Below are 22990 nucleotides of genomic sequence, written 5' to 3' on the forward strand. Positions count from 1 at the left end.
TCCTTCTTTAAATTTAAACAACTACTTAAGTTAGAGTAAACGAATAGCACCCAATTAAGATATTGGTTATCAAATAACTACAACTCATCTACTCATATAATTCATCCTGCTGCCTGTTGATCATGTCCACTACAAGACCGGACCAAGTGAACTCCTCTGCCCCATGCCCTTCGCCTGTGAAGGGATCGTAATACTCCCTAAATCCGCTTTTGGAAATCAGCCGCTTCACACTTAGCAGCAGCTCCCGGGCCTCCTGCTCGTGCCCCTTCTCCAGCAGGTACTCATGCAGGAACCAGTTGAATACCACCCACGTGGGACCACGCCAGATGTAGAGTGACTCATCGGGATTGAATGCCGGTTCGTTCACAGAAAGAGAGGGAACGGGATAAGGCACATGAAAACCATCCTTCTGCAGTAGGTGCCTTTCCAACACTTGTTTGCATATCTCCTTCGACACGCTCTGCAGCACCAGCGGAAAAAAGATGGTAGCCGTGCAGATTCTCAACTTGCTGAAATGGTGACCTTCCAAGTCATAAAAGGCGGCATCCTTTTCATCATACATATAGCGCACTATGCTCTCCTCTGTTTTTTTGCCTAGCTTCCTGAACTGCTGCCAGTCATCATCCTGTACCAGTTGACACAAGTAGGCCAGCGCCTCCAGGTTCTGGGCATAGATGGTGTTGAAGGCGGCGTCTTTGACGATGAACCTGTTACTCCTGTAGATGCGGGGAAGATCATACCCCTTGAGGAAATTATGCGCGTCTACCTGCAGCACCTTTAAGAACAGCAGCGGACCAGCCTTGCCTTTATCATAACCCAACACAGGATCGTAACTGGGTTTCCAATCCATGCCCGACTCGAAGGGGGATATGATAGACAAGAGCCCCTCCCCTTCAAAATCCCTATTTTCTGCCAGCCACAGATAAAACTTTTTGAGCTTGGGGAGCATCTCCCTGACAAAGGACAGCTCATGGTCATGTTTATAAATCCGGAGTACGGCCTGTGCGGCAAGGGGAGGCTGTACCAGTGCCGACATGTGCGGCTTGTAGAGCCGCAGCACATCGCGGGGGCGCAGCTGCAGCAGATCTGTGACACGTCCGGGCCACAGCCGTTTCCAGTAGCTCATGTGGCCTACAAAACCATCTGGCAGCTGCATTTCGAACAGGCTTTGCACGTGTTCTTTGGCCATGTCCACCTCGTCCAGGGCCGTCAGCGTGTAGACATGGAAACAGGTGTCCCAGAAAAACTGGAAGGGGTAAGTTTCAGGAGAAGGCTTCGTGAAATGGTAAGTGAACCCAGCTCTCTCGCCGCTTACCATATTCCTGTAGAGCACCTCCCTTACCTGAGACTTTAGCTCCTCATCACTCAGAATACCCTGCTCCTCAACCTGTCCCTGTCTATTTGATGTACTCATCCCAACCTGCGTATCGTTGTGTTTTAGGTCCGCGCGGTAATGCCAGAGCAGCTACAGCAAGGCCAAGCACCACACCTGTTATACTTAATGCTGTCGGACTACTCTCGAGGAACCAAGGTCCGACTGCTAGGATGAGTCCCAGCAGTATATTGAGATAACGTCCTATTCGCAAGGGCTCTCCCATACAGATCACGGATACCACGACTATAAGCGAGCCGCTCAGATGGAAAATATTGGCAGCTGTCTCATTTATACTCACTCCGAACACGCCCGGGGCAAACATCACGGCGACACCCAGTAGCGTAGACACCAGTAGTGTCCACGGGAAGCTCATGCCCCAGATGGAAGCCCTGTACACGGCACCCGGCTTCTCTGGGAACTTCATCATTTCCGGCGCTTGATCTTCTTCATCACTCTCAATGTTGCCGCCTTTCCAGAAGAGCTTCCAGAATCCTTCTTTTCCTTTCTTGAGTTTCTTTTTCATAAACTGAATCATGGCAATTACCTCATCCGCTTCCAGCGGAATCATGGGTAACATGATGGCTGCTGCCAGCAGACAGAAGGTACACCAAGCACCTACCATCACGGGCTGACTGATCACTAGGAAGATGTGCACCAGACCGAGCGGGATAACCAGTATACCAAACACGGCCACCATCCAAGGCATGGTGCGCCAGCGGGCGGGGCTGCCCATCCAGCCCATCAAGAATTCCAACGTGTAGGCAATGGCACCCAGTCCTGCATCTGATATTGGCAGTGAATGTGACATACTGGAGTTCAGCACCTGCACACTCTGTTCCCCAAAGAAAGGGTCCCACATGGTGTTGATGTACCCCAATTGAAAAGCAGCCAGGTAGCGCGATACGATCCACCCGAGGAAGGCAAGCACCATCATGATCCAGCGCTGCGGCCAGCTGGAGGGGTTGTAGCTCCAGCCCGGAGGCGTTTCCGGCCCCATCTTCATGTACATGATCATGTTGGGCATACCGGGAATCAGAATGGTCAGGGCGATGATAAGCGCACCCACCATGGTATCGTTCAGGTAGGCAACAGAAGAGGGTGACCAGAATAAGATAGGGGCCATGGTCAGCCAGATACCGATAAAGCAGCAAATCCAGAGGCTGACCGGTCGGTTGGGCGTAAGGCCGCGCCACCCGAAAAAGATCAGCAGCGCACCACTGAGGATGTCACTCCACTTCATGAACTGTATGCGCTGCTCCATGGAGAGCCACACGCTTCTGCCGCCGGATGGCTCCACAGTACCGATACCGTAGTCGAAGGTGAGCGGCGAAAACAACACCCATACCCCGAGGATGATGATCATCCAGTATACCCACAGCGTTTGCATGTGGTGCATGTGGAGCATTTGCTTCCGCATATCATCGGACATCATGCCGTCGTGGCCTTCGCCTTTCCCCTGTTGATGCTCGTCATGTTCTTGGCCGCCATCCCCTTGCATTTGCTTGTTGTGCTGACGAATCTTCTTCTCGGCCATGGGGCGTGTTACACCACGCATTCCCATCCCGCCCTGATGCTGGCCATCATCCTGTTCCTTGTCCTGATCCTTCTCCATGCTTTAATTTCAGTATACCATGAAAACCAATATTCACACCCTTGTTTTACAATTCATTCAAAAGCAAGGTTTTATATATTTATTGACATTTATTATAGATGTCTGGCAGCACAAGGACGGATTGGCCCCGCTTCCCTGCGCCTCCAAAACTTATTAAAAGAAGCGGGCGTAACTACAGCTGAAGAAAAGATGGTGTTAATCAACGCAATGAGCTATGAATTCATACAGAGAAAAACGGCGCGGTGTAGTCGTCGTAACAGGAGCCTCGGCTGGACTCGGGAGGTCCATAGCCCGTACTTTCGCCCAAAACGGGTATGATGTATCGCTTCTGGCAAGAGGTGTGGACGGTCTGAAGGGAGCACAGAAAGAGATTGAGGCAATGGGACGTAAGGCTGTCTATTTTGAGGTAGACGTGGCGGATGCACAAGCAGTGGAGAACGCCGCCGCCAAAACCGAAGAACAGCTCGGCCCGATTGACGTGTGGGTCAACAATGCGATGAACAGTGTCTTCAGCCCCATAAAAGAAATGGAGCCTGAGGATTACAAGCGTGTCACAGATGTAACGTATCTGGGACAGGTATACGGCACACTGTCCGCTTTGAAGCGCATGCTACCGCGTGACAAGGGCAAGATTGTGCTGGTAGGCTCAGCTTTGGCCTACAGAGGCATCCCGCTACAGTCGGCGTACTGCGGGGCAAAGCATGCTATACAGGGTTTCTTTGACTCGCTTCGCACAGAGCTTATGCACGACAAAAGCAAGGTACAGGTAACCATGGTACAGCTTCCGGCCATGAACACGACTCAGTTCGGATTCGTGAAAAGCAGGCTACCCAATAAGCCCAAACCCATGGGCAAGATATACCAACCTGAGGTGGCGGCGGAGGCCATACTCTATGCCGCAGAACATGACAGACGGGAGATAAACGTGGGATGGCCTACCCTACAGGCTATTGTGGGGAATAAAATAGCTCCCTGGTACGCTGACTATGTGCTGGCGAAAAACGGGTATGAAGGACAGCAGACAGATGAACCCGAGGATCCGAACAGGAAGAACAACCTGTGGGAGCCGCTGCCCGGAGACCACGGCGCTCACGGCACTTTTGGCGATCAGGCAACCGATTTCAGCCCGCAATTGTGGGTGAGTCTGCATCGCAAAGAGATCCTGTCCACAGCTGCAGCTGTGAGCGCGATCCTTTTGCTCGGAAAGTGGCTGAAAGGTTGACGTCTGAGGCCCAAGAAGCATAGCAAAAGCGGAAAATGAAGAACAGGAAGGTAATCAGCATTCTGGTTGTTCTCCTTGTCGTGGCAGCAGCCGTTGCCACCACGACTGGGATCATGTCCGAGGAAGGCCCTGGCCCTTTCCAACATGAGACGGTGCGGGGTAAGACAGTGACCATTTACGGAAAAGGTGTATACCAGCATATGTCAGCCGAGGTGGCCCCGCAAGGTATAGCGCAGGATTACGTGACCCTGCTGCTGGGCATTCCGCTTCTCATCATAGCCTTGTTGGCGGCACGAACCGGCTCCCTAATAGCCCGCTTTCTGTTGGCGGGCACGCTAGGCTACTTCTTGGTCACCTATCTCTTTTACCTCCTGATGGGCATGTACAACGTGCTCTTTCTGGTGTATGTGTTTTTGCTGGCCACCTCTTTCTTCGCTTTTATCCTGACTCTCCTCTCCTTCGACAGGCGGCTGCTCCCCTCCTCCTTTCTGTCTTCAACCCCTCATCGTCTGACAGGCGGTTTCCTTATCTTTCAGGCTGTCGCGATCGCCTTACTTTGGCTTAGCATTGTAGTGCCACCGCTGCTGGACCGAAGCATCATACCGGTGCAGGTAGAGCATTATACCACACTGGTGGTGCAGGGCCTTGACCTTGGCCTGCTACTGCCGGCTGGTTTTGTCGCTGGTATTTTGTTTTTCAAGAAGAAGCCATTCGGCTACCTTTTCGCACCGGTCTATTTTGTGTTTCTGTCTTTGCTGATGACCGCCCTTACCGCCAAAGTGATTGCCATGGCGCTATTGGGTTACCAAGTGATTCCGGCAATTTTTATCATCCCTGTCTTTAACATTCTTTCAATTCTATCCGGCGTGCTGATCCTCAAAAATATAGGAGAAAAGGGCAACTATGGGCAAACGGAGAGCAGCTCATCCTAGTCCCTCTATTACCAGAAAATAATTTCAGTTATTCGCTTGAATACTTGCAACTATTATCGTAATTTTACGATAATAAATTTTAGGTATGGGAATCTCCAAAACAGAACAGTTCACGGAAACAGACATCAGGCTGGCAGGGTACGCCAAAGCGCTGGCACATCCGGCACGCATCGCTATCCTGCGCATCCTGTTAGAGCGCAACGCGTGTATCTGCGGCGACATCGTGGAGGAACTCCCCCTGTCCCAGTCAACTGTGTCGCAGCACCTGAAAGAGCTGAAGGAAGCAGGACTGATACAGGGCGACATAGACGGGAAGAAGGTATGCTATTGCATAAACGAAAAGACTTGGAAAGAAGCCCAAGAAATGCTGCACATGTTTTTCTCAAACGCTAGAGCCTGTGGCAGCAAGTGCGGCTAAAAAAATTTGCTTAACATCATCGTAATATACCGATAACTTAAAAAGAAAAGATTATGAACACGGCAGAAGAACTTAAGAAAATTGTAAAAGACAAGTACAGCGAGATCGCCTTGCAGAGCAAGGAACAGAACGAGGCTTCCTGCTGCGGTGCAACAGGCTGCGGCACGGTAGACTACGCCATCTTTGCAGACAACTACACCGAGCTCGAAGGGTACAATCCGGATGCTGACCTTGGTTTGGGCTGCGGTGTGCCGACGGAGTTTGCCCAGATCAAAAAAGGGGACATCGTGCTGGACCTCGGTTCAGGAGCAGGCAACGACTGCTTTGTGGCCCGTGCCTTGGTAGGTGAAAGCGGCAAAGTGATCGGGGTGGATATGACAGAAGCCATGATCGCCAAGGCACGCGAAAATGCCGACAAGCTTGGCTTTAACAATGTGGAGTTCCGGCAGGGCGAGATCGAATCGCTTCCATTGGCCGCAGACCGCGTCGATGTGGTGATCAGCAACTGCGTGCTCAATCTGGTGCCCGATAAGCGCAAGGCCTTTGCCGAAACTTTCCGTGTGCTCAAGACCGGTGGACACTTCAGCATTTCTGACGTGGTGCTGGTAGGCGATTTGCCGGAAGGAATCGTGCAGGCTAGCGAAATGTATGCCGGTTGTGTGTCAGGCGCGATCCAGAAAGAAGACTACCTGCAGATCATCCGAGAGGTCGGTTTTGAGAATATCACGGTGCAGAAGGAAAAAGCCATTCATGTGCCCGACGAAATTCTGCATGACTACCTGGACGCAGAAGGTATAAAGGCCTTCCGCGAGAGCAACACCGGTATCTACAGCATTACGGTGTACGGCGAAAAGCCAGTAGAGAAGACTGACTGTGTTCCGGGCGGCGGTTGCTGCTAGGCTTAAACGCTAAGTAAAAATATACCAGCTCGGAAGGTGCCGTCTGTTAGCAGTAGGCCACTCCCGAGCTGGTTTATTTACTTTAGATCGAATAGTCCGATGGCTTAGTACTTGCGTGAATTAAAGCCGAACAAGAGACTAAAACGTGCTCCGTCTTTGGAAGGCGCCACCGCGAAATTGACCGGGAAGTTCACCCCCTGACTCTGAAAATTGGTACCAACCGCAAGTACCAGTCCCGCCCCTCCAAGCGACACATTCGGGCCAAGACCAAACTCCAGTCCTTTTGCACTTCTTATACCTACCAGCGCACTCAGGCTAGGCAAAAACTTGCCCTGCTCCAGACCGCCTACCAAGGGCACAAACTCAAACAGCCCCGAGGTGCCATTCTCCAACGTGAATACCCGCGTCTCGAACTGCCAGCCGAACTGGGTCATAATAGCGCTTACATCCGAGTCAAACTCATCTTTGATATGATCGCGGTAGGACTGGCTGAGTACGGTGAAGCCCAGTCGCGGTCCGCCAAGCTTCAGGTTCTCCTGCGGATAACCGGTGCGTTGGGCATACACGGGCTCTTGCACAGCGGGACGCGTTTCGTTCATGGTCACCTTGGTGCCGTTCTCATACTTGATCATAAAGACATCGGCCTTGGCAATGGAAATGACAGGCCCTTCCAGGTTATCGAAGCGCTTGTATTTTACCTCCCTGAGATCGATCTCAAGCACCTTTACCTCCAGCTCATCGCCGTTGCGTTTGATGATAATATCTTGGGCTTGCGCGGCATAAAATACGGCGGAGGCGAGCAATGTGAACAATAGCTTTTTCATGGTCGATGTGTGTTTGGCTGTTTATTGTTTATTCCTTGTTGATGATGTAGTAAAGGTATAGCACACCCGACCTGTTTGAAAGCCATGCTTTTGATATTAAGGACATTTCATTTTTATATTATTCAATGCTATCAAGTTATCATCCAGTTACTTACATTTACATAATCAGACTTTATAAATTTAAAACAAGGCCTCGGTTCAATAAAATAAAGTGCATGGATGACCTGAAGATTACACTGGAGACGCTCGATGCAGAAGACAGGCGAGAACTGGGTGCTTTTATACAGCGACAGAAAAAGAAGAAGAGCCGAAAGGACCTCGAACTCTACAAGCTGCTGCTACAGGAGAAACACTACAAGCCCGAGCAATTAATCGCCCGCATATACCCGGAAGACCCCAACCCCGTGGCCTACTATGCGCTTCGCAAAAGGCTGACACGGCACCTGACTGATTTCATCATGCTGAAGCGGATGGAAGAGGACAGCACGGCCGCCGCCACGATCATGGGCCTGCTTTCGCTGGCCCGTTACCTGTTTGACGCGCGGGTGGAGCGGCTGGCGTGGACCTACCTTTCCAAAGCCGAGAAACTGGCCGCCGCCAACGAGCAGTACGATCTGCTCAACACCATTTACAACCTGCAGATCGAGAAAGCGGACAGTGCGTATGCCGAGGATCTAAGTCAGATCATTTCGCGTCGCAACCAGAACAAAATAGCCGCCGACGAAGATGAGCGGGCCAACATCGCCAGCAGCATAATTAACCAACGACTACAGGCCGTCCGACGTCAGGGCAGCGACCTGCATTTCGACAAGATCATACAGGAGGTGCTCCACGGTTACAACCTGACCGAGGCGGTGAGCAAGCGCCCCTCCCTACTTTACAAGCTGATGTCCATCGCCCGAAGCGCGGTGCTGGCCCGTAAGGATTTTCTTTCCTTTGAGCCCTACATCATCAGTCAATATCACGAAACGGAACAGAAGCATGGCTTTATCAAAGCACACCAGTACTACAAGCTCAGCCTGCTTTACATGATCGCGCACGTGCTGTACCGTAACAAGAAATTCGGGGAGTCGGTACATTATCTGGCTGAGCTGAATAACTGCCTGAACGGAGAGGGCAAGAGCCATTACGCCACCTTCTACCCGCGCTATATTTTTCTGATGGTGGCCAATCTGGTTTTTCTGCGCTGCAACGACGAGGCCGTCGCGCTGATGGAGAAGCTACTCTACAAGAGCAAAGTGAACCTGAGTCAGCGTGACCAGCTGACCGCCCAATTGGGCTTGAGTTTCAACTACTTTGCGCAGGGGTCGTTTGGCAAGGCGAACCGAGTGCTGATGGGCATGAAGCGATCCGACAAATGGCTGGAGTCGACAATGGGCCGCGAGTGGGTGCTGAAGAAGAAAATGGGTGAGCTTATTCTGCAGTACGAGCTCGGCAACGAAGATCTTGTGCTGAACAGAATACGCGCCTTTGAGCGCACTTTCAAAGAACTGCTGCAGCAGCCCGCCTACCATAACGTGAAGCAGTATTTGCAATTGATCAAGCACATGGTTGACCAACCGGAAGCCGTGGCAGGTCCTGCCTTTTTTCAGCAGGTGGAACAGAGTCTCGAGTTCGATTCTTTTGAAAACACTGATATCCAAGCCATGAGCTTCTACGCTTGGCTGAAAGCCAAAATGCTTCGTCGGCCCTACTACGAAATACTGCTCGAACTGGCCCAAAGCGATAGAGGCAGCTAAACACCGACGGCAATCAAAACACAAAAAACGGGCGCGCTCGTATGGGCTAGTAAGATAAATTGGAAATATCAGCAAAGAGAAACAGACCATGGCAGCAGACAAGTATACCGTTCCGGCGCAGACACGCATAGGGCATGTGCATCTTAAAGTGGCCGACCTGGATCGGGCACTGGCCTTTTACCGCGACCTGCTCGGTTTTGAACTCGTGATGATGTACGGACCGGACGCGGCATTTATTTCAGCAGGGGGCTACCACCACCACATCGGTCTGAATACGTGGTATAGCAAAGGAGGTACACCGCCGCCGCCAAGCAGCACCGGCCTTTTTCATACCGCCATCCTCTACCCTTCCCGCAAAGATCTGGCTGCCATTCTGAAGCGCATTAAAGAGGCCGACTACCGACTTGACGGTGCCTCGGACCACGGTGTTTCAGAGGCGCTATACCTGTCGGACCCCGACGGAAACGGGGTGGAGCTGTACTGGGACCGACCGCAGGAAAACTGGCCTCGAACCGAGGATGGCTCCATCACCATGTATACCCAGCCACTCGACCTGCAAGACCTGCTCAGCGAGTTAGAAAAGTAAAACAGGAATCCAACTGATCGCACTATGCCTCACATCGCCATCATCTCCTCCAGCGTGCGCACCGGTCGCAAAAGTCATCGGGTGGCCCTCTATTTTAAGACATATTTAGAAGAGCATCAACACGCCTCCGCTGAGATCATCGACCTGAAAAGCTACGATTTTCCTGTGTTTGAAGAGCGCTACAGTCGACAGCACGAACCTACCGTTGCGATGCGCGAGTTCAGAGATAAAATTCTAGAGGCTGACGGCATCATCATCGTGACCCCGGAGTACAACGGAGGCTATCCTGCCAGCTTAAAAAACGTGGTCGACCTGCTTTACGATGAGTGGCATCGCAAGCCTGTTGCCATCTCCACCGTTTCGGGGGGCGCATTCGGCGGCACGCAGGTGATCACGTCGCTGCAGTTCACGCTCTGGAAAATGCATGCTTGGACCGTACCTGCCATGTTCCCTGTGCCCAAGGTACAGGACAATTACGACGCAGAAGGTAAACCCGCAGACAAGGAAGCCACAGACAAGCGGGCCGCTGCTTTTGTGGGTGAGTTGCTCTGGTGTGTGGAGGCTAAAAGGAAGATGGAGGACTAACCCCTACCCTTCCATCTCCACATAGTCAGCGCTGCGTGGCAGTTCCATGAAATGCTGAGCCAGTTCTTCCGGCAGTGTGGCAAGTTTCCGCTTCAAAATATCGATCCAAGCACCCTCTACTTTGATGACGGCCGCTTTTACGCCATCGGCTTTATACAGTTCATGGCGCAGGGCCCAGCGGGAACCGTCTTTGCGGCTGGCCGTCAGCTCTGTCTTGATCGTGATCTCCTCGTTAATGCCCACCTCGCGCAGGTAGGTGGTCTCCTCTTTGAACAGGATCGGACCAATGTGCAGACGCTGAAAAGTTTTAAGGTCCAGCCCCAGTTCTTCGAGGGCTTCGATACGGGCCTGTGCCGCAAAGTCGGCATAGGCGGAGTGGCGCATGTGCATGTTCGCATCCAAGTGCGACCACATGACTTTATTGGTATAGGTATGGGACATGTGTTTTTGTTTTTCAGACTAGAGAAACGGTGTGTAGCCTGCAAAGTTAAAACACTGAAGTATAACACAGGATGATTTTTTAAAGGAGAGGCCAAAATTAGATGATTCTATTGCACTCTGTCTTTAACTTTAATTTTAAATTTACGAAGCAATAGCACCCCACACAGTTTTTCACCCGAGGTATATGAGAATAACTTTACTACTTTTTGCGTTTATTTTTCTTTTTCTTCAGCAAAGCCAAGGACAGGAGACTTCCTTAGAGATTAAACATATGATAGGGCCCACACTCACTACTCCAGTGGGTGTTGTGCTAGATGAGGAGGGAAACTTATATGTCGCCAATAGTTACCAAGTGCGGGTTTTAGAGGCAAACGGTGATTTTAAAAAAGATATCACTTTTGAAGATGCACCTGCCCCAGGCAAAGCACGCGCTATTGCCAAAGACCAGAATGGGAATATCTATATCTGGGATTCATTAACCAGATATCTCTACAAATCAGACAAAGAAGGCAATTTTCTTTTTAAGTTCAGAAACACTTATACAAATACATACCATGGCACAGCTGTAGAAGGAATAGCAGTAGCTCCGGACGGTAGTATTTATATCACGGATGTTTACCAACATGTGGTAAGAAAGTTTAGCAACGATGGCCAGTTTATTCATGAGTTAAATGGCCTTAAAACACCGATTGATGTGGCCGTAGGATCAGATGGAAGTGTATTTGTAGCAGACTCACACCATAGTCGGATAGTGAAATTCTCTGCAGCAGGGCAGCTTGTTACCAGTTACGCTAATCCGGGCAATGCTACTCAAGGATTTAACATGCCTACAGGTATAGAAGTCGATGAAAAAGGTATACTGTATGTAGCAGATGCTGGTACGCGCATGGTACATGCTTTCCATGAAAGTGGGGAGCATCGCATGAGTGTGATGCTGCAAAGCATTGGTCAGGGAATAAATATGGGTGTCGGGCTAGACGCTACCGGCAATATCTATGTATCCGGCAGCGGCAGCCTTACTTTTACACCAATGGGTGGAAAAATCATTAAGCTATCCCCACAAGGTGAAATACTGGCAGAATACGGCTCCCAACTGGCTGCTACAGACAGGCTTGTGTTGACAGCATTAGAGACGGACAGTGCAGGTCATTACTTCTATGCCGGAGATTGGCTGACGCGTAAAGTGCACGTGTTCAACAGGCAAGGGATAAAGCTCAGAGAGTTTGGCACCAACGGGCCTGACTCGGAGTTCAACGCCATACAGGATATTGCTTCGGGCACTGATGGCTCTGTTTATGTTTTGGATAGCCTGAGAGAAGGTCGCGTTCGCAGATATAGCGCAATCGGAAGTTTCATTTCGGAATTTGATGCCATTCCTGATCAGGAAATAAGGTCTCAGCCTCGGCATAAGTTAACACTTGGCTTAGATCAGAATTTCTATGTGCTGGGGACTGGAAAAGTGGTTAAATACAACAAACTGGGCAAACTCCTATCAGTTATACAATTATCCGATACAATTGCTTTCAGCAGTATTCCAACCTATAAAGATATTGCGGTAGATGCGGCAGGTAACCTCTACGTGATCATTCATGAAAACAGGTATGATGCGGGACTGAATGCAGTATATCATGTAAATAAGTATGCTGCATCGGGTGAAATAATTACAAAGTTTGTGACTAGGGGGAGAACAATGGGAGGAGAGAATATCCCTAAAAGTATAGAAATTGACAAACAAGGGAACATTTACATAGCAGGAACCTCGGTTGATATTTTCAATACAGCAGGAGCTCTAACAGGACATGTTCCTGTTTTGGGCGATGAGGTCTCTGTAAGCGCCGATGGTCACAATATGCTCGTCGGTAATACGCATAGAGAACATGTCTATATCCTAAGTAAGTCTTCTGATTCAGACGATTCAAACAGTTATATATCCGGCACCATTTATCATGACGCGAACTCAGACGGCCAATTCGGCTCAAATGAATCAAGGTTAAAAGACATTCTCGTAAGAGTAGAGCCGGGTTCAGTTTTTGGTAAGTCTGATGCTTCCGGAAACTACAAAATAGCGGTGGATGCGACCGGTACTTATGAAGTATCACAGGTTATACCCAAAATACAGGGAATAGAAATAACACAAACCTCCCCGGAGGCCAATCAACCACATTCAGTTACCATCTCCAAAGGTAAAACCACAGTACTAGGCCTAAACTTCGGCAACCAAGTTACCCTTTCCCCTCGCCTTTCTGTTAGCGTTTCCTCCACCCGCCGGCGCCGCTGCTTTGAGAGCACTACTACTGTTCGCTACAACAACTCCGGCTTTGCCGCTGCCCCGGACGCCAAAGTATACCTGCAGCTGCCCAAGGAGGTGGAACTTCTCTCGGCCGATAAACCCTATACCTTGCTGCCTGACGGCACCTACGAGTTTGCCGTAGGCGATCTGGCGGCCGGGCAGAGCGGTGTGATAATGATAGAGGACAAGGTAACATGCGGCGACGAGTCAGTACGCAACCGCACGGTCTGCACCCGCGCTTGGATCACGCCCTCCAACAACAAGCCAGTCACTCGGGTGGCGACCGTCACCATTACCGGCCAGTGCAACTACGATCTGGGCATGGTGCGCTTCGTTATCAAAAACACCGGCACTGCCAACATGGAGACCGCCGAGCTCTTTCGCAAATACATAGATGGGGACCTTGCTTCCATTGAGCAGTACAGACTGGCCGCCGGCGACAGCATCGTGCTGTGGGTGCCGACCAGCGGCATGACCGTCCGCTTGGAGGCCGACCAGCCCGACGGAAACGGCGACAACACCAAGGCCAGCGTAACAGTGGAAGCCTGCCGCACCTCCGCCACCCAATCCGGCTTCAGCACCGGCTTTGTCAGCACCCTGCCAACCGATGACGAGGAGGCCGAGGTATCAGAAGAGTGCATGTTGATTACCGACTCCTACGACCCGAATGATAAGCTGGTAACACCGGTGGGGCGTACTTCTGAAAACTACACCCCAACCAACACGGCGCTCAAGTACAAGATCCGCTTCCAGAACACGGGCACCGACGTGGCCTACCGCGTGGTGGTGGTTGACACCCTCTCCGAGCATCTCGACCTCTCCACGCTGCAGGTAGGCGCCACCTCGCACCCTTCCCGCTTCGAAGTGAGTGGCAAGGGACAGCCGGTGCTCACGTGGACCTTCGACAACATTATGCTGCCCGACTCCACGGCCGATGAGCCGGGCAGCCATGGCTACATACAGTTCAGCATCAAACCGAAGGCCGATTTGCCGGAGAAGACCTCTGTGGAGAACTTTGCCGACATCTTCTTCGACTTTAACTCCCCGATCCGCACCAATGTCACGATTAACCGCATCTACGACATGCCGCCGGTGATCAATGAGGCGGTGCGCATCAATCTGGAGGAGGTGCTGGCCACGCCTAGCATTACGGAGTTCTCCCCCGCCGCCGGCAGGTATGGCAGTGAGATCACCATCACGGGTAAGCGCTTCTCTGCTGTGGCCGCTGACAATAAGGTATACCTAAACGGAAAGGTCGCCACCGTGGTGACTGCCTCCCCGACAGAGCTGCGCGTGCTGGTGCCAGCCAACTCATCGACCGGTGAGCTAAAAGTGATCACGCCGGACGGTGGCGTTACGGCATCTGAAATGTTTGAGGTATACCATCCACCGATTTTCTCAGACTTTAGTCCGGTTGAAGGTAAAATAGGCACAACCGTTACCATTACCGGCGAGCACCTGCAGACTAACTTGATAGAGGATGTAAAACTAAACGGCTTGGACTGCGAGGTGCTCAGCGCTATCGCCACTTCCCTGACGGTGCGAGTACCGACAGGCGCAGAAACCGGCAGCTTCGAGCTGCGCACCAAGGGCGGAGAAGTGATGAGTGCCACGCCTTTTGTGGTGTGGCACCAGCCGATCATCAATTCCCTCAGCTCAGAAAATGCGATAGTGGGTGCGACGATCCATCTAAACGGTGCGCATTTTGCCAACGACAAGACACGCAACAAGGTGAAATTCGGACAAACGCTCGCCACCGTACTTGAGGCCACCCAACATCAGCTAACAGTGAAAGTGCCGGAAGGTGCCGAGTCTGGACAGATCAGTCTGGAAACGCCCGGCGGTATGGCTTGGAGTGCCACGACCTTCGAGGTGATTCCGGGCCCGAAGTTCACGGCCATGCAACCAGCCAAGGGCACGGTGGGCACGGTGGTGGAGCTCACGGGTGAGCACTTCGGCGTGCAGGGGCACCAGGACGTGATCCGCTTTAACGGAGAGCAGGCGCTCGTACTTGAAACCTCTGAAAACAGGTATAAGGTTCGCGTACCCCGTGGTGCCCAAACCGGTAAAGTGACGATTAGCGGCTATGGCGGCGTGGCTCAGAGCACCGCGGATTTCGTGGTGGAGGAACTGGCGCCTGCCGAGGCCATACAGGTATACCCTAATCCGAACAACGGCCAGTTTACAGTCAATCTGCGTCACGCCGACTTTGACGTGCAGCTAATCGAGGTATACGATGCGGTTGGCAAACGCCATCACCAAACGCACATCACGGGACCTCGGCCTGAAACGGTAGAGATTAATTTACCTTCCGCTAAATCAGGGCTGTACTTTCTGCAGATACAGACCGAACGCGGTTTGATCACCAAAAAACTGACTGTGATGTAACTTTCAGCCATTTATATTTTGCAAGGCGAAGCCGCTTATTCTATAGATTGAGCGGCTTCGCTTTTTCCTATTCATTATACCTGCCGCTAGTGAGACTTCCGGTACTGCCGCTCCGCCCGCTCTTTAATGCCAAGCAGCATCTTCCGCTCCATCATAAAATGAATCGGGTCGAACAGCAAAAAGACCAAGACGTTGTAGAGCAGGTTAAATTTACGTCCGTGCGAGCGAATGATGAATCGCGTATTATGGGCATCGATCGGTTGAAGCACAAAAGCACCCCAGCCTTCGAGCACGATGTAGTGGTTCTTCTCAAGTGCAACTACTTTCAGCAGCGTTTTGTCACCATACACCTTTTTAGAGCCAAGCCGTATCGTGTCGCCAGCCTTCAGGTGCTGCCACTCCGGCACAATTCGGTCGGCATTGTGGATGTCTGCCCGTACCAAGTTCTCCAGAAAGGAGTAACTGTAAAAGCCGGCTTTGTCTTGTCCGATCTGTACTAGCCAAGCCCACACCACCTCCACGGGCGCATGTATGGTAACAGCATGATTGGACGCGGCATATGCCATGATCTCATCACCAGGCAGGGGCTGCGCCGCCTCTGCATCGGTAGCTCCCCACTGCACGTACTGACGCCTGAATATCGCCAAAGCCGCCACATAGCCTAGTAGTGCGGCAACAGCCAACGTCCCTTTTCCCATCTTCCTCTTCGTCATAGCCATTTTTTAAATATTATCTGCATTCTGCTATCAACTTCCTGTGGCTACCGCAACACAGCCAAACAATTATTAAGACAGTTTTTTGTCTTTCTCCTACTACATACGTATAACTTATCAAATAATATTTATCAATATAGTAAACACACCTATTACGTAGTATCACGGCTACCCAAACGCACCCTTCATACTTCTTTATACAAAGTAGCTTCAGCTACTCCTGCTAGAAGTAGTCAGAAGACCCTTGATGTTAAGTTTTCCTAAAGATCTCCATTGCTATACTACTATTATGGAAAGAGAATTTGAAAACAAAGTAGCCATTGTAACCGGGGGAAGTTTCGGTATAGGCAGAGCCACGGCCATTATGTTCGCGCAACGGGGTGCCAAAGTGGCCATAGTAGATTGGGTGGAAGACCAAGAAGCTTTGAACGCTATCCAACAAGGTGGTGGTGAGGCGATTTTTATCAAATGTGATGTCTCCAAAGCCGGCAATGTACAGGCCATGGTCGAGAAGACGGTCACCACCTTTGGCAGACTGGACTATGCCTTCAACAATGCGGGTATAGAGGGTGAATCGGCTCCTACCCATGAGGGTACGGAGGAAAATTTTGAAAAAGTAATCGGCATCAACCTGAAAGGTGTCTGGTTGTGCATGAAATACCAGATTCCGCACATGCTTCGTCAGGGAAAGGGCGCTATTGTCAATTGCTCTTCCATAGCCGGCGTGATCGGCTTTCCGGGTATACCTGCCTATACCGCTTCGAAACACGGGGTGATCGGCCTCACCAAAACCGCTGCACTCGAATACGCCACCACAGGCATACGCGTTAATGCCGTTTGCCCCGGCGTGATCCAGACACCGATGATTGACCGGTTCATCGACAAAAATAAAACAACCAAAGAAGCCATGATCAGCGGTGAGCCTCTAGGCAGAGCAGGCACACCCGAGGAAATTGCGGAAGCCGCCCTCTGGCTCTGTTCCGATGCCTCCTCTTTCGTTACAGGCCATGCACTGTTGGCAGACGGCGGCTGGGTAGCAAGATGAATTAAGATTGAGGAATTAATCATTATCCAATAATAATTATTCATTAATAAAATGTCTGTAGCGCCGAACTTACCTGACTACACCTCTATTACTTCCGGCTTCAGTTGGGAGAAGGAAATGGAGAACCTAAGCGGTTTGCCAGACAGACGAGGACTGAACATCGCGCACGAGGCCATTGACCGGCATGCTGCGGAAGATCGGCGCGATCAGGTGGCCTTTCGCTTCATACACAAAGACCGGTCTACGACAGACTGTACTTATCAGGATTTTAAAGAACTGACTAACCGTTTTGCCAATTTGCTGAATGAACTCAATGTCAACAAAGGCGACAGGATGTTCTCTTTTCTAGGGCGTATACCTGAGCTTTACTTTTCCGCGCTGGGCGCGCTCAAAAAAGGGGCTGTTTTCTGTCCCTTGTTCAATGTATTCGGGCCCGAGCCCGTGTTCCAGCGACTGAGCCGCGGCAACGCTAAAGTGCTCGTCACAACCCAAGACCTATTCGAGAAAAAAGTACGCCAATTGCTGGAGCGCCTGCCGGAGTTACAGTACGTTCTGCTCACCGACATTGAAGAGGACGAAAGTGATAAAGTCCGCTCGCTGCCCCGTTTGATGGAAGACGCTTCGGACGAGTTCACCATCCCTCCTACCGACCCCGAAGATCCAGCTTTGCTGCACTTTACCAGCGGCACGACCGGTATGCCCAAAGGGGCGCTGCACGTGCACAAGGCCGTGCTGGTGCATTATGTCACGGGCAAATACGTGCTTGATTTTCACCCCGACGATGTGTACTGGTGCACCGCAGATCCGGGCTGGGTAACGGGCACTTCCTACGGCATCATTGCACCGCTCGTGAATGGGGTCACCAACATCGTGGATGAAGAGGAATTTGATGCCACCCGCTGGTATTCTATACTGGAAGAACAGAAAGTGAACATCTGGTATACCGCCCCCACAGGTATACGTCGGCTCATGCGCATGAACATCAACCCGCGGGAACAATTTAAGCTGGACAATTTACGGCTGATGCTGAGTGTGGGCGAACCGCTGCACGCTGAGGCCGTGGTATGGGGTGAGCAAAACTTCGGGATGCCTTTTCTGGACAACTGGTGGCAAACCGAAACCGGCGGTATCATGATCGCCAACTACAGGGCGATGCAAGTGCGACCGGGCTCCATGGGCAAACCATTGCCGGGTGTGGAGGCTGCCATAGCCGAAGTGGTAGACGATAGTTTCCGGATCATAGACGAACCTGATAAAGACGGACATTTGGTGCTGAAGCGGGGCTGGCCCTCGATGTTCCGCACCTACCTGCACGACGAGGAGCGCTACAACAAAAGCTTCCGTGGCGACTGGTACATGACCGGCGACTTGGCACGTCGCGATGCCGACGGTTACTACTGGTTTGTGGGTCGCGCCGATGACATCATCAAAACTTCCGGCCACATGGTGGGCCCATTTGAAGTGGAAAGCGCCTTGATGGAACACCCCTCCGTAGCCGAAGCCGCAGTGATAGGTAAGCCGGATCAGCTGATCGGGGAATTGGTGAAGGCCTTTATCGTGCTGAAACCCGACATAAAACCAGATGCGCAAGTTGAAATGGACATCAAAGCACATGCCCGACGAAAATTGGGTCCGGCTGTGGCTCCTAAAGAGATTTCCTTCATCGATAACCTGCCCAAAACCCGCAGCGGCAAGATTTTGAGGCGCTTGCTCAAAGCAAGAGAGTTGGGCTTGCCTGAAGGAGATTTGTCGACGTTGGAACAGCCGTAGACTGTTCCGAAATAAGTATTAGGAATTAGAAAAGAGTGGCAGGATAAAATACTGAGGTCAAAACTGTCCCCTTGAGGGGACCGCAGGGGTGTTTACACCTGTGAAGTTAAGTGTTGGGGATTTTGGCTCAAATATTAACACCCCTATTGACCTAAGGTCGCAAGTTTCGAACTACCGTTCTCACTTGTCCTCAAGGGGATATTTTTTAATACCAATGGTACTGTACATCCGAAAAGACTAAAGTTTGAAAAGTTGCTAGATAGCATATGGCAAGGTCGCTCAAACTATAATTGACCAACTAATAAACCAACAACTGCTGCAAACTATGAACCTCAATCCAGACCAAGTCAAGAAACTCCTTTCCCAGATGCTCTTAATCAGACGGTTTGAGGAGAAGGCGGCGGAGATGTATACCAAAGAAAAGATTAGGGGCTTTCTGCACCTCTACATCGGGGAGGAAGCCGTGGCGGTGGGTGTGCTGCAGGCTTTGCAGCCGGATGACAATGTGATGTGCACCTACCGAGAGCATGGGCACGCGCTGGTGCGGGGTATGGAGCCGGGGGTGATCATGGCGGAGATGTATGGCAAACTTGAAGGCTGCAGTCGCGGACGCGGCGGTTCGATGCACCTTTTCGATGCCAAAACGAAATTCTACGGCGGCAATGCGATCGTGGCGGGCCATTTGGCGATGGCTGTCGGCTTAGGATTGGCGGATAAGAAACTGCAGCGTAATCAGATTACCTGCTGTTTTTTCGGGGAGGGCGCCATGGCTGAGGGCGCCTTCCACGAAGCCATGAACCTAGCAGCGCTTTGGCAAGTGCCCGTGTTGTTTGTTTGCGAAAACAACCTCTACGCCATGGGCACCGCCCTGCGCTATACCCATGCCCAACAGGATTTAGAGAAAAAAGGAGCCGCTTATGGTATTGCCTCGTCCTCTGTTGACGGCATGGATCTGATGGCCGTGATGCAGGCGGCCAACGAGGCGGTTGATTCGATACGTCAAACCGGTCAGCCGCACTTTCTTGTCTGCAACACCTACCGTTTCCGAGCGCACTCCATGTTCGACGCCGAACTCTACCGCGAAAAGAAGGAGGTAGAAGAATGGAAGCAACGCGACCCGATTACAAGCTTTAAGGAGCTGTTGCTTCAGCAAAAAATGCTAAATGACGAGGACTACCAAGCCATAGAGAAACAGGTGCAACAGGAAGTAGAGCAAGCCGTGGCCTTTGCGGAAAGCTGCAGCTTTGAGCCTGTGGAAGAACTGTTGAAATATACCTATAGCGAAAAGGCGAACTAATGGCAGGTAACCTGATCACATACCGCGAGTGCATCAAACAGGCCATCCGGGAAGCCTTGCTGGCCGACGAGCGTGTGTTTATGATGGGCGAAGATGTGGGCCACTACGGGGGTGCTTTTGCCGTGAGCAAAAACCTGCTGCAGGAATTCGGACCGGAACGCATCATGGACACGCCTTTGTCGGAGGCCGGGTTCGTAGGCGCAGGTATAGGCGCTGCTTTAGGTGGCATGCGGCCTATTGTCGAGATCATGACCGTCAACTTCAGTCTGCTGGCCTTGGACCAGATCGCCAACAATGCCGCCACGCTACTGCACATGTCCGGCGGACAGTTCAACGTGCCGCTCGTCATCCGGATGAGCACGGGTATAGGCCGGCAGTTGGCGGCGCAGCACTCTCACAGCTGGGAGCCGCTGTTTGCGCATCTTCCGGGTTTGCGGATACTTTCTGCCGGTACGCACGAAGACGCCCGCCACATGCTCGCTCCTGCCCTCGCTGATCCGGACCCGGTCATTATCTTCGAGTATACCTCGCTGCTGAATATGGAAAAGGAATTGCCCGAGGATCTTACGGGTGTAGACATCCAAAAAGCCAAAGTGCGGCGCGAGGGTAAGGATATTTCTATTTTCACCTATGGTACCGGCGTGTACAAATCCCTGACGGCGGCGGAGGAGTTGGCGCAGGCAGGTATAGAGGTTGAGGTGGTGGATTTGCGTGTATTGCGCCCTTTAGATGAAGAGACGATTGTGGCTTCGGTTACGAAAACCAACCGGGCCTTTGTGGTGGAGGATGCCAGCAAATCGGTGAGCGTGTCGTCGGAGGTGAGCGCTCGAATCATGGAACGCTGCTTTTACGAACTCGACGCGCCCGTGCAGCGTCTATGCGGTGCAGAGGTGCCTATACCTTATCCCAAACATTTGGAGGATGCCTCGGTGCCACAGCCGGCGCAAATTGTTTCAGCTATCAAAACTCTGCTACAGCATGCTTGAGTATAAAATGCCCAGCCTTGGTGCCGACATGGAAAGCGGCTTCCTTAGAGAATGGCACGTGAAGCCCGGCGACCGCATCCGGAAAGGCGACATCATCGCCGAAGTCGAAACCCAAAAAGGCATCATCGAGATTGAGGTGTTTGAAGAGGGCATCATCGGTGAGCTGCTGGTGAACCTCGATGAACAGGTACCTGTGGGCCGGTCCATGGCCACGATCCTGACAGAAGAGGAGGCCGCCAGCGGAAAGGCCATACCTGCCGCTGGAGTTAAAGCCCCTATACCTGAAACAGCAGCGCAGGCTGTACCTGCAGAAGAGGGAGCACAAAGGGCTGAGGGACCTGCGATACCCGAGCACGCACCGGAATCGCATCATATTCGCGCTTCTCCCTTAGCCAAGCGCGTTGCTGCCGAAAAAGGAATTGATATTGCCACTGTACACGGCACCGGTCCCGAAGGCGCCATTACCCGTGATGATGTAGAGCATGCCATTGCAGCGCAGGCTGCGCCAGCAAAGGCTGCCCGGGAAGCTAAGGAAGAAGCACCAGCCAAACCTGCTATACCTAAGGAGAAGACCCCAACTCCGGCTACTATACCCGACACCAAGGCAGAAGTTGCCTCCCCTTCTATACCTGAACCAGCTGCACCTATACCTACTGCCAAAGCTTCTGCTTCTGCTGATACCATCCGTATGGCAGTGGCCGCCGCGATGGGCAAGTCGAACCGGGAGATACCGCATTACTATCTGGAGACAAAGATTGACATGAGCAAAGCCTTGGCTTGGCTCTCGGAAACAAACAAACAGCGTCCCGTGAAAGAGCGCCTGCTTCCTGCCGCCCTGCTGATCAAAGCGGTGGCGAAAGCGCTGAACGACATACCGGAGCTGAATGCGACATGGGAAAATGGCTTGCAGCGAAAAGAGCTAATTAACGTCGGCTATGTGGTGGCGCTTCGAACGGGGGGCATCATGGTGCCCACCATTCACGAAACCGACACTAAAACGCTGGACGAGATCATGCAGGCGCTAAACGACCTCATTCCGCGGGCCCGGGCCCTTCGGCTGCGAAGCTCCGAGCTCGCCGACTCCACCATCACGGTAACCAGTCTCGGAGAGGCCGGGGTCGAAGTGGTATACGGGGTGATTTATCCGCCACAGGTAGCGTTGGTAGGTTTTGGAGGCATCACCGAACAGCCTTGGTCCGAGAATGGCATGCTCACCGTACGGCCTATCCTCACGGCCACCCTCGCCGCCGACCACCGTGCCTCAGACGGCAGCACGGGCAGCAAATTCCTGACGGCCATCAAAAACTACTTACAACAACCCGACAAACTATGACATCAGAAGAAATCAAACAGACACTGCTGCAGCAACTAAAAGGGATAGCCCCGGACACAGAACCCGAACAGCTGCAGCCTGACGACAACATCCGACAAACCTTAGGTATAGACTCTTTCGATTACCTACAGTTTATGGTGGCGCTAGATGAAAAATTTGGCATACAAACGCCGGAGGAAGATTACGGGAAGATTCAGACGCTGCGGGAATTGACGGAGTATATCGAGGCAAACGTTAAGAATTAAAAGAAAGCCACGCAGAATTCAAACTACGTGGCTTTCAAACTTTAAAAACGTCTCATGACAATCACTCACGATTGACTGTCTTCTGGATGATTTATGGCGTCATAAAACACAGGGCTTAAAAAACGCAGGTTCTCTATTCTGCTGGCCTCACTATAAAACTTCTCGGGTTTAACTTCGGAGCTATTAGCAAGGGCGTTTAAGATCGTGTCAAGGATTTGGGTAAAGTTTGCTTCAAATTCGTCTGAGTTCATAGGTAAGTGGCTAAAAGTTTATCTATCAAAAAGATACAA

The 22990-nt window shown here is 51.6% G+C and carries 20 protein-coding genes; 14 read left to right on the forward strand and 6 right to left on the reverse strand.

Annotated features, from left to right (window positions below; translation table 11 throughout):
- Nucleotides 1–88: 88 nt before the first annotated feature.
- Both Q1A04_RS02215 and Q1A04_RS02220 read right to left on the reverse strand, forming a co-directional pair.
- Entirely contained in the window at nt 89–1414 is a 1326-nt protein-coding gene (locus tag Q1A04_RS02215) for a trehalase family glycosidase (RefSeq protein WP_299700585.1), read from the reverse strand.
- Nucleotides 1398–2987, reverse strand: coding sequence for a vitamin K epoxide reductase family protein (locus tag Q1A04_RS02220; RefSeq protein ID WP_299700588.1), 1590 nt, complete (start codon nt 2985–2987; stop codon nt 1398–1400). Before Q1A04_RS02220 ends, Q1A04_RS02215 begins: the two co-directional genes overlap by 17 nt.
- A gap of 214 nt (nt 2988–3201) precedes the next feature.
- Between Q1A04_RS02220 and Q1A04_RS02225 the strand changes: the two genes are divergently transcribed.
- The 4 genes from Q1A04_RS02225 (at nt 3202) to Q1A04_RS02240 (ending at nt 6458) form a co-directional block, all read left to right on the forward strand.
- Nucleotides 3202–4209, forward strand: a complete 1008-nt coding sequence (locus Q1A04_RS02225; RefSeq protein WP_299700590.1) for an SDR family oxidoreductase — start codon at nt 3202–3204, stop codon at nt 4207–4209.
- Between the two features lie 35 nt (nt 4210–4244).
- The gene (locus tag Q1A04_RS02230) at nt 4245–5141 is read left to right on the forward strand and encodes a hypothetical protein (RefSeq protein ID WP_299700592.1); all 897 of its coding nucleotides are present in this window, start codon (nt 4245–4247) and stop codon (nt 5139–5141) included.
- 85 nt (nt 5142–5226) lie between these two features.
- A complete protein-coding gene (locus tag Q1A04_RS02235) occupies nt 5227–5559 on the forward strand; it encodes a metalloregulator ArsR/SmtB family transcription factor (protein WP_299700595.1) in 333 nt (110 codons plus the stop codon).
- Between the two features lie 53 nt (nt 5560–5612).
- On the forward strand, nt 5613–6458 hold the full coding sequence (locus Q1A04_RS02240; RefSeq protein WP_299700598.1) for an arsenite methyltransferase: 846 nt from the start codon (nt 5613–5615) through the stop codon (nt 6456–6458).
- A gap of 104 nt (nt 6459–6562) precedes the next feature.
- On the opposite strand, the gene Q1A04_RS02245 is transcribed toward Q1A04_RS02240, so the two are convergent.
- Complete coding sequence (locus Q1A04_RS02245) at nt 6563–7282, reverse strand: hypothetical protein (protein ID WP_299700601.1); 720 nt, start codon at nt 7280–7282, stop codon at nt 6563–6565.
- 215 nt (nt 7283–7497) lie between these two features.
- Here Q1A04_RS02245 and Q1A04_RS02250 point away from each other — a divergent pair, with 215 nt between their 5' ends.
- The 3 genes from Q1A04_RS02250 to Q1A04_RS02260 all read left to right on the forward strand — a co-directional run bounded on the left by Q1A04_RS02250 (nt 7498) and on the right by Q1A04_RS02260 (nt 10192).
- Nucleotides 7498–9021 (forward strand): hypothetical protein, encoded by a 1524-nt coding sequence (locus Q1A04_RS02250; RefSeq protein ID WP_299700604.1) that lies wholly within the window; start codon nt 7498–7500, stop codon nt 9019–9021.
- Between the two features lie 88 nt (nt 9022–9109).
- Complete coding sequence (locus tag Q1A04_RS02255; protein WP_299700607.1) at nt 9110–9607, forward strand: VOC family protein; 498 nt, start codon at nt 9110–9112, stop codon at nt 9605–9607.
- Nucleotides 9608–9631: 24 nt separating this feature from the next.
- Nucleotides 9632–10192 carry an NADPH-dependent FMN reductase gene (locus Q1A04_RS02260; RefSeq protein WP_299700609.1) on the forward strand — a complete coding sequence of 187 codons (561 nt, stop codon included), beginning with the start codon at nt 9632–9634 and terminating at the stop codon, nt 10190–10192.
- Nucleotides 10193–10195: 3 nt separating this feature from the next.
- On the opposite strand, the gene Q1A04_RS02265 is transcribed toward Q1A04_RS02260, so the two are convergent.
- Nucleotides 10196–10633: a thioesterase family protein gene (locus Q1A04_RS02265; protein ID WP_299700612.1), complete on the reverse strand. Its 438-nt coding sequence runs from the start codon at nt 10631–10633 to the stop codon at nt 10196–10198.
- 271 nt (nt 10634–10904) lie between these two features.
- Between Q1A04_RS02265 and Q1A04_RS02270 the strand changes: the two genes are divergently transcribed.
- A complete protein-coding gene (locus Q1A04_RS02270; RefSeq protein ID WP_299700615.1) occupies nt 10905–15311 on the forward strand; it encodes an IPT/TIG domain-containing protein in 4407 nt (1468 codons plus the stop codon).
- A gap of 86 nt (nt 15312–15397) precedes the next feature.
- Here the strand turns inward: Q1A04_RS02270 and Q1A04_RS02275 are convergent, their stop codons facing one another.
- Nucleotides 15398–16024: a hypothetical protein gene (locus Q1A04_RS02275; protein ID WP_299700618.1), complete on the reverse strand. Its 627-nt coding sequence runs from the start codon at nt 16022–16024 to the stop codon at nt 15398–15400.
- A gap of 289 nt (nt 16025–16313) precedes the next feature.
- On the opposite strand from Q1A04_RS02275, the gene Q1A04_RS02280 reads away from it, so the two are divergent.
- The 6 genes from Q1A04_RS02280 to Q1A04_RS02305 all read left to right on the forward strand — a co-directional run bounded on the left by Q1A04_RS02280 (nt 16314) and on the right by Q1A04_RS02305 (nt 22700).
- Complete coding sequence (locus Q1A04_RS02280; RefSeq protein ID WP_299700621.1) at nt 16314–17069, forward strand: SDR family oxidoreductase; 756 nt, start codon at nt 16314–16316, stop codon at nt 17067–17069.
- A 51-nt stretch (nt 17070–17120) separates the two neighbouring features.
- Nucleotides 17121–18839, forward strand: a complete 1719-nt coding sequence (gene acsA / locus Q1A04_RS02285; RefSeq protein WP_299700624.1) for an acetate--CoA ligase — start codon at nt 17121–17123, stop codon at nt 18837–18839.
- A gap of 325 nt (nt 18840–19164) precedes the next feature.
- Nucleotides 19165–20136, forward strand: coding sequence for a pyruvate dehydrogenase (acetyl-transferring) E1 component subunit alpha (gene pdhA / locus Q1A04_RS02290; RefSeq protein WP_299700626.1), 972 nt, complete (start codon nt 19165–19167; stop codon nt 20134–20136).
- The gene (locus tag Q1A04_RS02295) at nt 20136–21122 is read left to right on the forward strand and encodes a pyruvate dehydrogenase complex E1 component subunit beta (protein ID WP_299700629.1); all 987 of its coding nucleotides are present in this window, start codon (nt 20136–20138) and stop codon (nt 21120–21122) included. Before pdhA ends, Q1A04_RS02295 begins: the two co-directional genes overlap by 1 nt.
- Nucleotides 21115–22455: a dihydrolipoamide acetyltransferase family protein gene (locus Q1A04_RS02300; RefSeq protein WP_299700632.1), complete on the forward strand. Its 1341-nt coding sequence runs from the start codon at nt 21115–21117 to the stop codon at nt 22453–22455. Before Q1A04_RS02295 ends, Q1A04_RS02300 begins: the two co-directional genes overlap by 8 nt.
- Nucleotides 22452–22700: an acyl carrier protein gene (locus Q1A04_RS02305; RefSeq protein WP_299700635.1), complete on the forward strand. Its 249-nt coding sequence runs from the start codon at nt 22452–22454 to the stop codon at nt 22698–22700. Before Q1A04_RS02300 ends, Q1A04_RS02305 begins: the two co-directional genes overlap by 4 nt.
- Before the next feature lie 65 nt (nt 22701–22765).
- Here the strand turns inward: Q1A04_RS02305 and Q1A04_RS02310 are convergent, their stop codons facing one another.
- The gene (locus tag Q1A04_RS02310) at nt 22766–22951 is read right to left on the reverse strand and encodes a hypothetical protein (protein ID WP_299700638.1); all 186 of its coding nucleotides are present in this window, start codon (nt 22949–22951) and stop codon (nt 22766–22768) included.
- Between the last annotated feature and the right edge of the window lie 39 nt (nt 22952–22990).

Origin of the sequence: uncultured Pontibacter sp. (assembly GCF_947499215.1) — a bacterium.
Lineage (GTDB): Bacteria > Bacteroidota > Bacteroidia > Cytophagales > Hymenobacteraceae > Pontibacter.

Excerpts from the sequence above, each read along its gene's own strand:
- Q1A04_RS02215 (WP_299700585.1), bottom strand. The coding sequence starts at position 1,414 with ATGAGTACATCAAATAGACAGGGACAGGTTGAGGAGCAGGGTATTCTG.
- Q1A04_RS02220 (WP_299700588.1), bottom strand. The coding sequence starts at position 2,987 with ATGGAGAAGGATCAGGACAAGGAACAGGATGATGGCCAGCATCAGGGC.
- Q1A04_RS02225 (WP_299700590.1), top strand. The coding sequence starts at position 3,202 with ATGAATTCATACAGAGAAAAACGGCGCGGTGTAGTCGTCGTAACAGGA.
- Q1A04_RS02230 (WP_299700592.1), top strand. The coding sequence starts at position 4,245 with ATGAAGAACAGGAAGGTAATCAGCATTCTGGTTGTTCTCCTTGTCGTG.
- Q1A04_RS02235 (WP_299700595.1), top strand. The coding sequence starts at position 5,227 with ATGGGAATCTCCAAAACAGAACAGTTCACGGAAACAGACATCAGGCTG.
- Q1A04_RS02240 (WP_299700598.1), top strand. The coding sequence starts at position 5,613 with ATGAACACGGCAGAAGAACTTAAGAAAATTGTAAAAGACAAGTACAGC.
- Q1A04_RS02245 (WP_299700601.1), bottom strand. The coding sequence starts at position 7,282 with ATGAAAAAGCTATTGTTCACATTGCTCGCCTCCGCCGTATTTTATGCC.
- Q1A04_RS02250 (WP_299700604.1), top strand. The coding sequence starts at position 7,498 with ATGGATGACCTGAAGATTACACTGGAGACGCTCGATGCAGAAGACAGG.
- Q1A04_RS02255 (WP_299700607.1), top strand. The coding sequence starts at position 9,110 with ATGGCAGCAGACAAGTATACCGTTCCGGCGCAGACACGCATAGGGCAT.
- Q1A04_RS02260 (WP_299700609.1), top strand. The coding sequence starts at position 9,632 with ATGCCTCACATCGCCATCATCTCCTCCAGCGTGCGCACCGGTCGCAAA.
- Q1A04_RS02265 (WP_299700612.1), bottom strand. The coding sequence starts at position 10,633 with ATGTCCCATACCTATACCAATAAAGTCATGTGGTCGCACTTGGATGCG.
- Q1A04_RS02270 (WP_299700615.1), top strand. The coding sequence starts at position 10,905 with ATGATAGGGCCCACACTCACTACTCCAGTGGGTGTTGTGCTAGATGAG.
- Q1A04_RS02275 (WP_299700618.1), bottom strand. The coding sequence starts at position 16,024 with ATGACGAAGAGGAAGATGGGAAAAGGGACGTTGGCTGTTGCCGCACTA.
- Q1A04_RS02280 (WP_299700621.1), top strand. The coding sequence starts at position 16,314 with ATGGAAAGAGAATTTGAAAACAAAGTAGCCATTGTAACCGGGGGAAGT.
- acsA (WP_299700624.1), top strand. The coding sequence starts at position 17,121 with ATGTCTGTAGCGCCGAACTTACCTGACTACACCTCTATTACTTCCGGC.
- pdhA (WP_299700626.1), top strand. The coding sequence starts at position 19,165 with ATGAACCTCAATCCAGACCAAGTCAAGAAACTCCTTTCCCAGATGCTC.
- Q1A04_RS02295 (WP_299700629.1), top strand. The coding sequence starts at position 20,136 with ATGGCAGGTAACCTGATCACATACCGCGAGTGCATCAAACAGGCCATC.
- Q1A04_RS02300 (WP_299700632.1), top strand. The coding sequence starts at position 21,115 with ATGCTTGAGTATAAAATGCCCAGCCTTGGTGCCGACATGGAAAGCGGC.
- Q1A04_RS02305 (WP_299700635.1), top strand. The coding sequence starts at position 22,452 with ATGACATCAGAAGAAATCAAACAGACACTGCTGCAGCAACTAAAAGGG.
- Q1A04_RS02310 (WP_299700638.1), bottom strand. The coding sequence starts at position 22,951 with ATGAACTCAGACGAATTTGAAGCAAACTTTACCCAAATCCTTGACACG.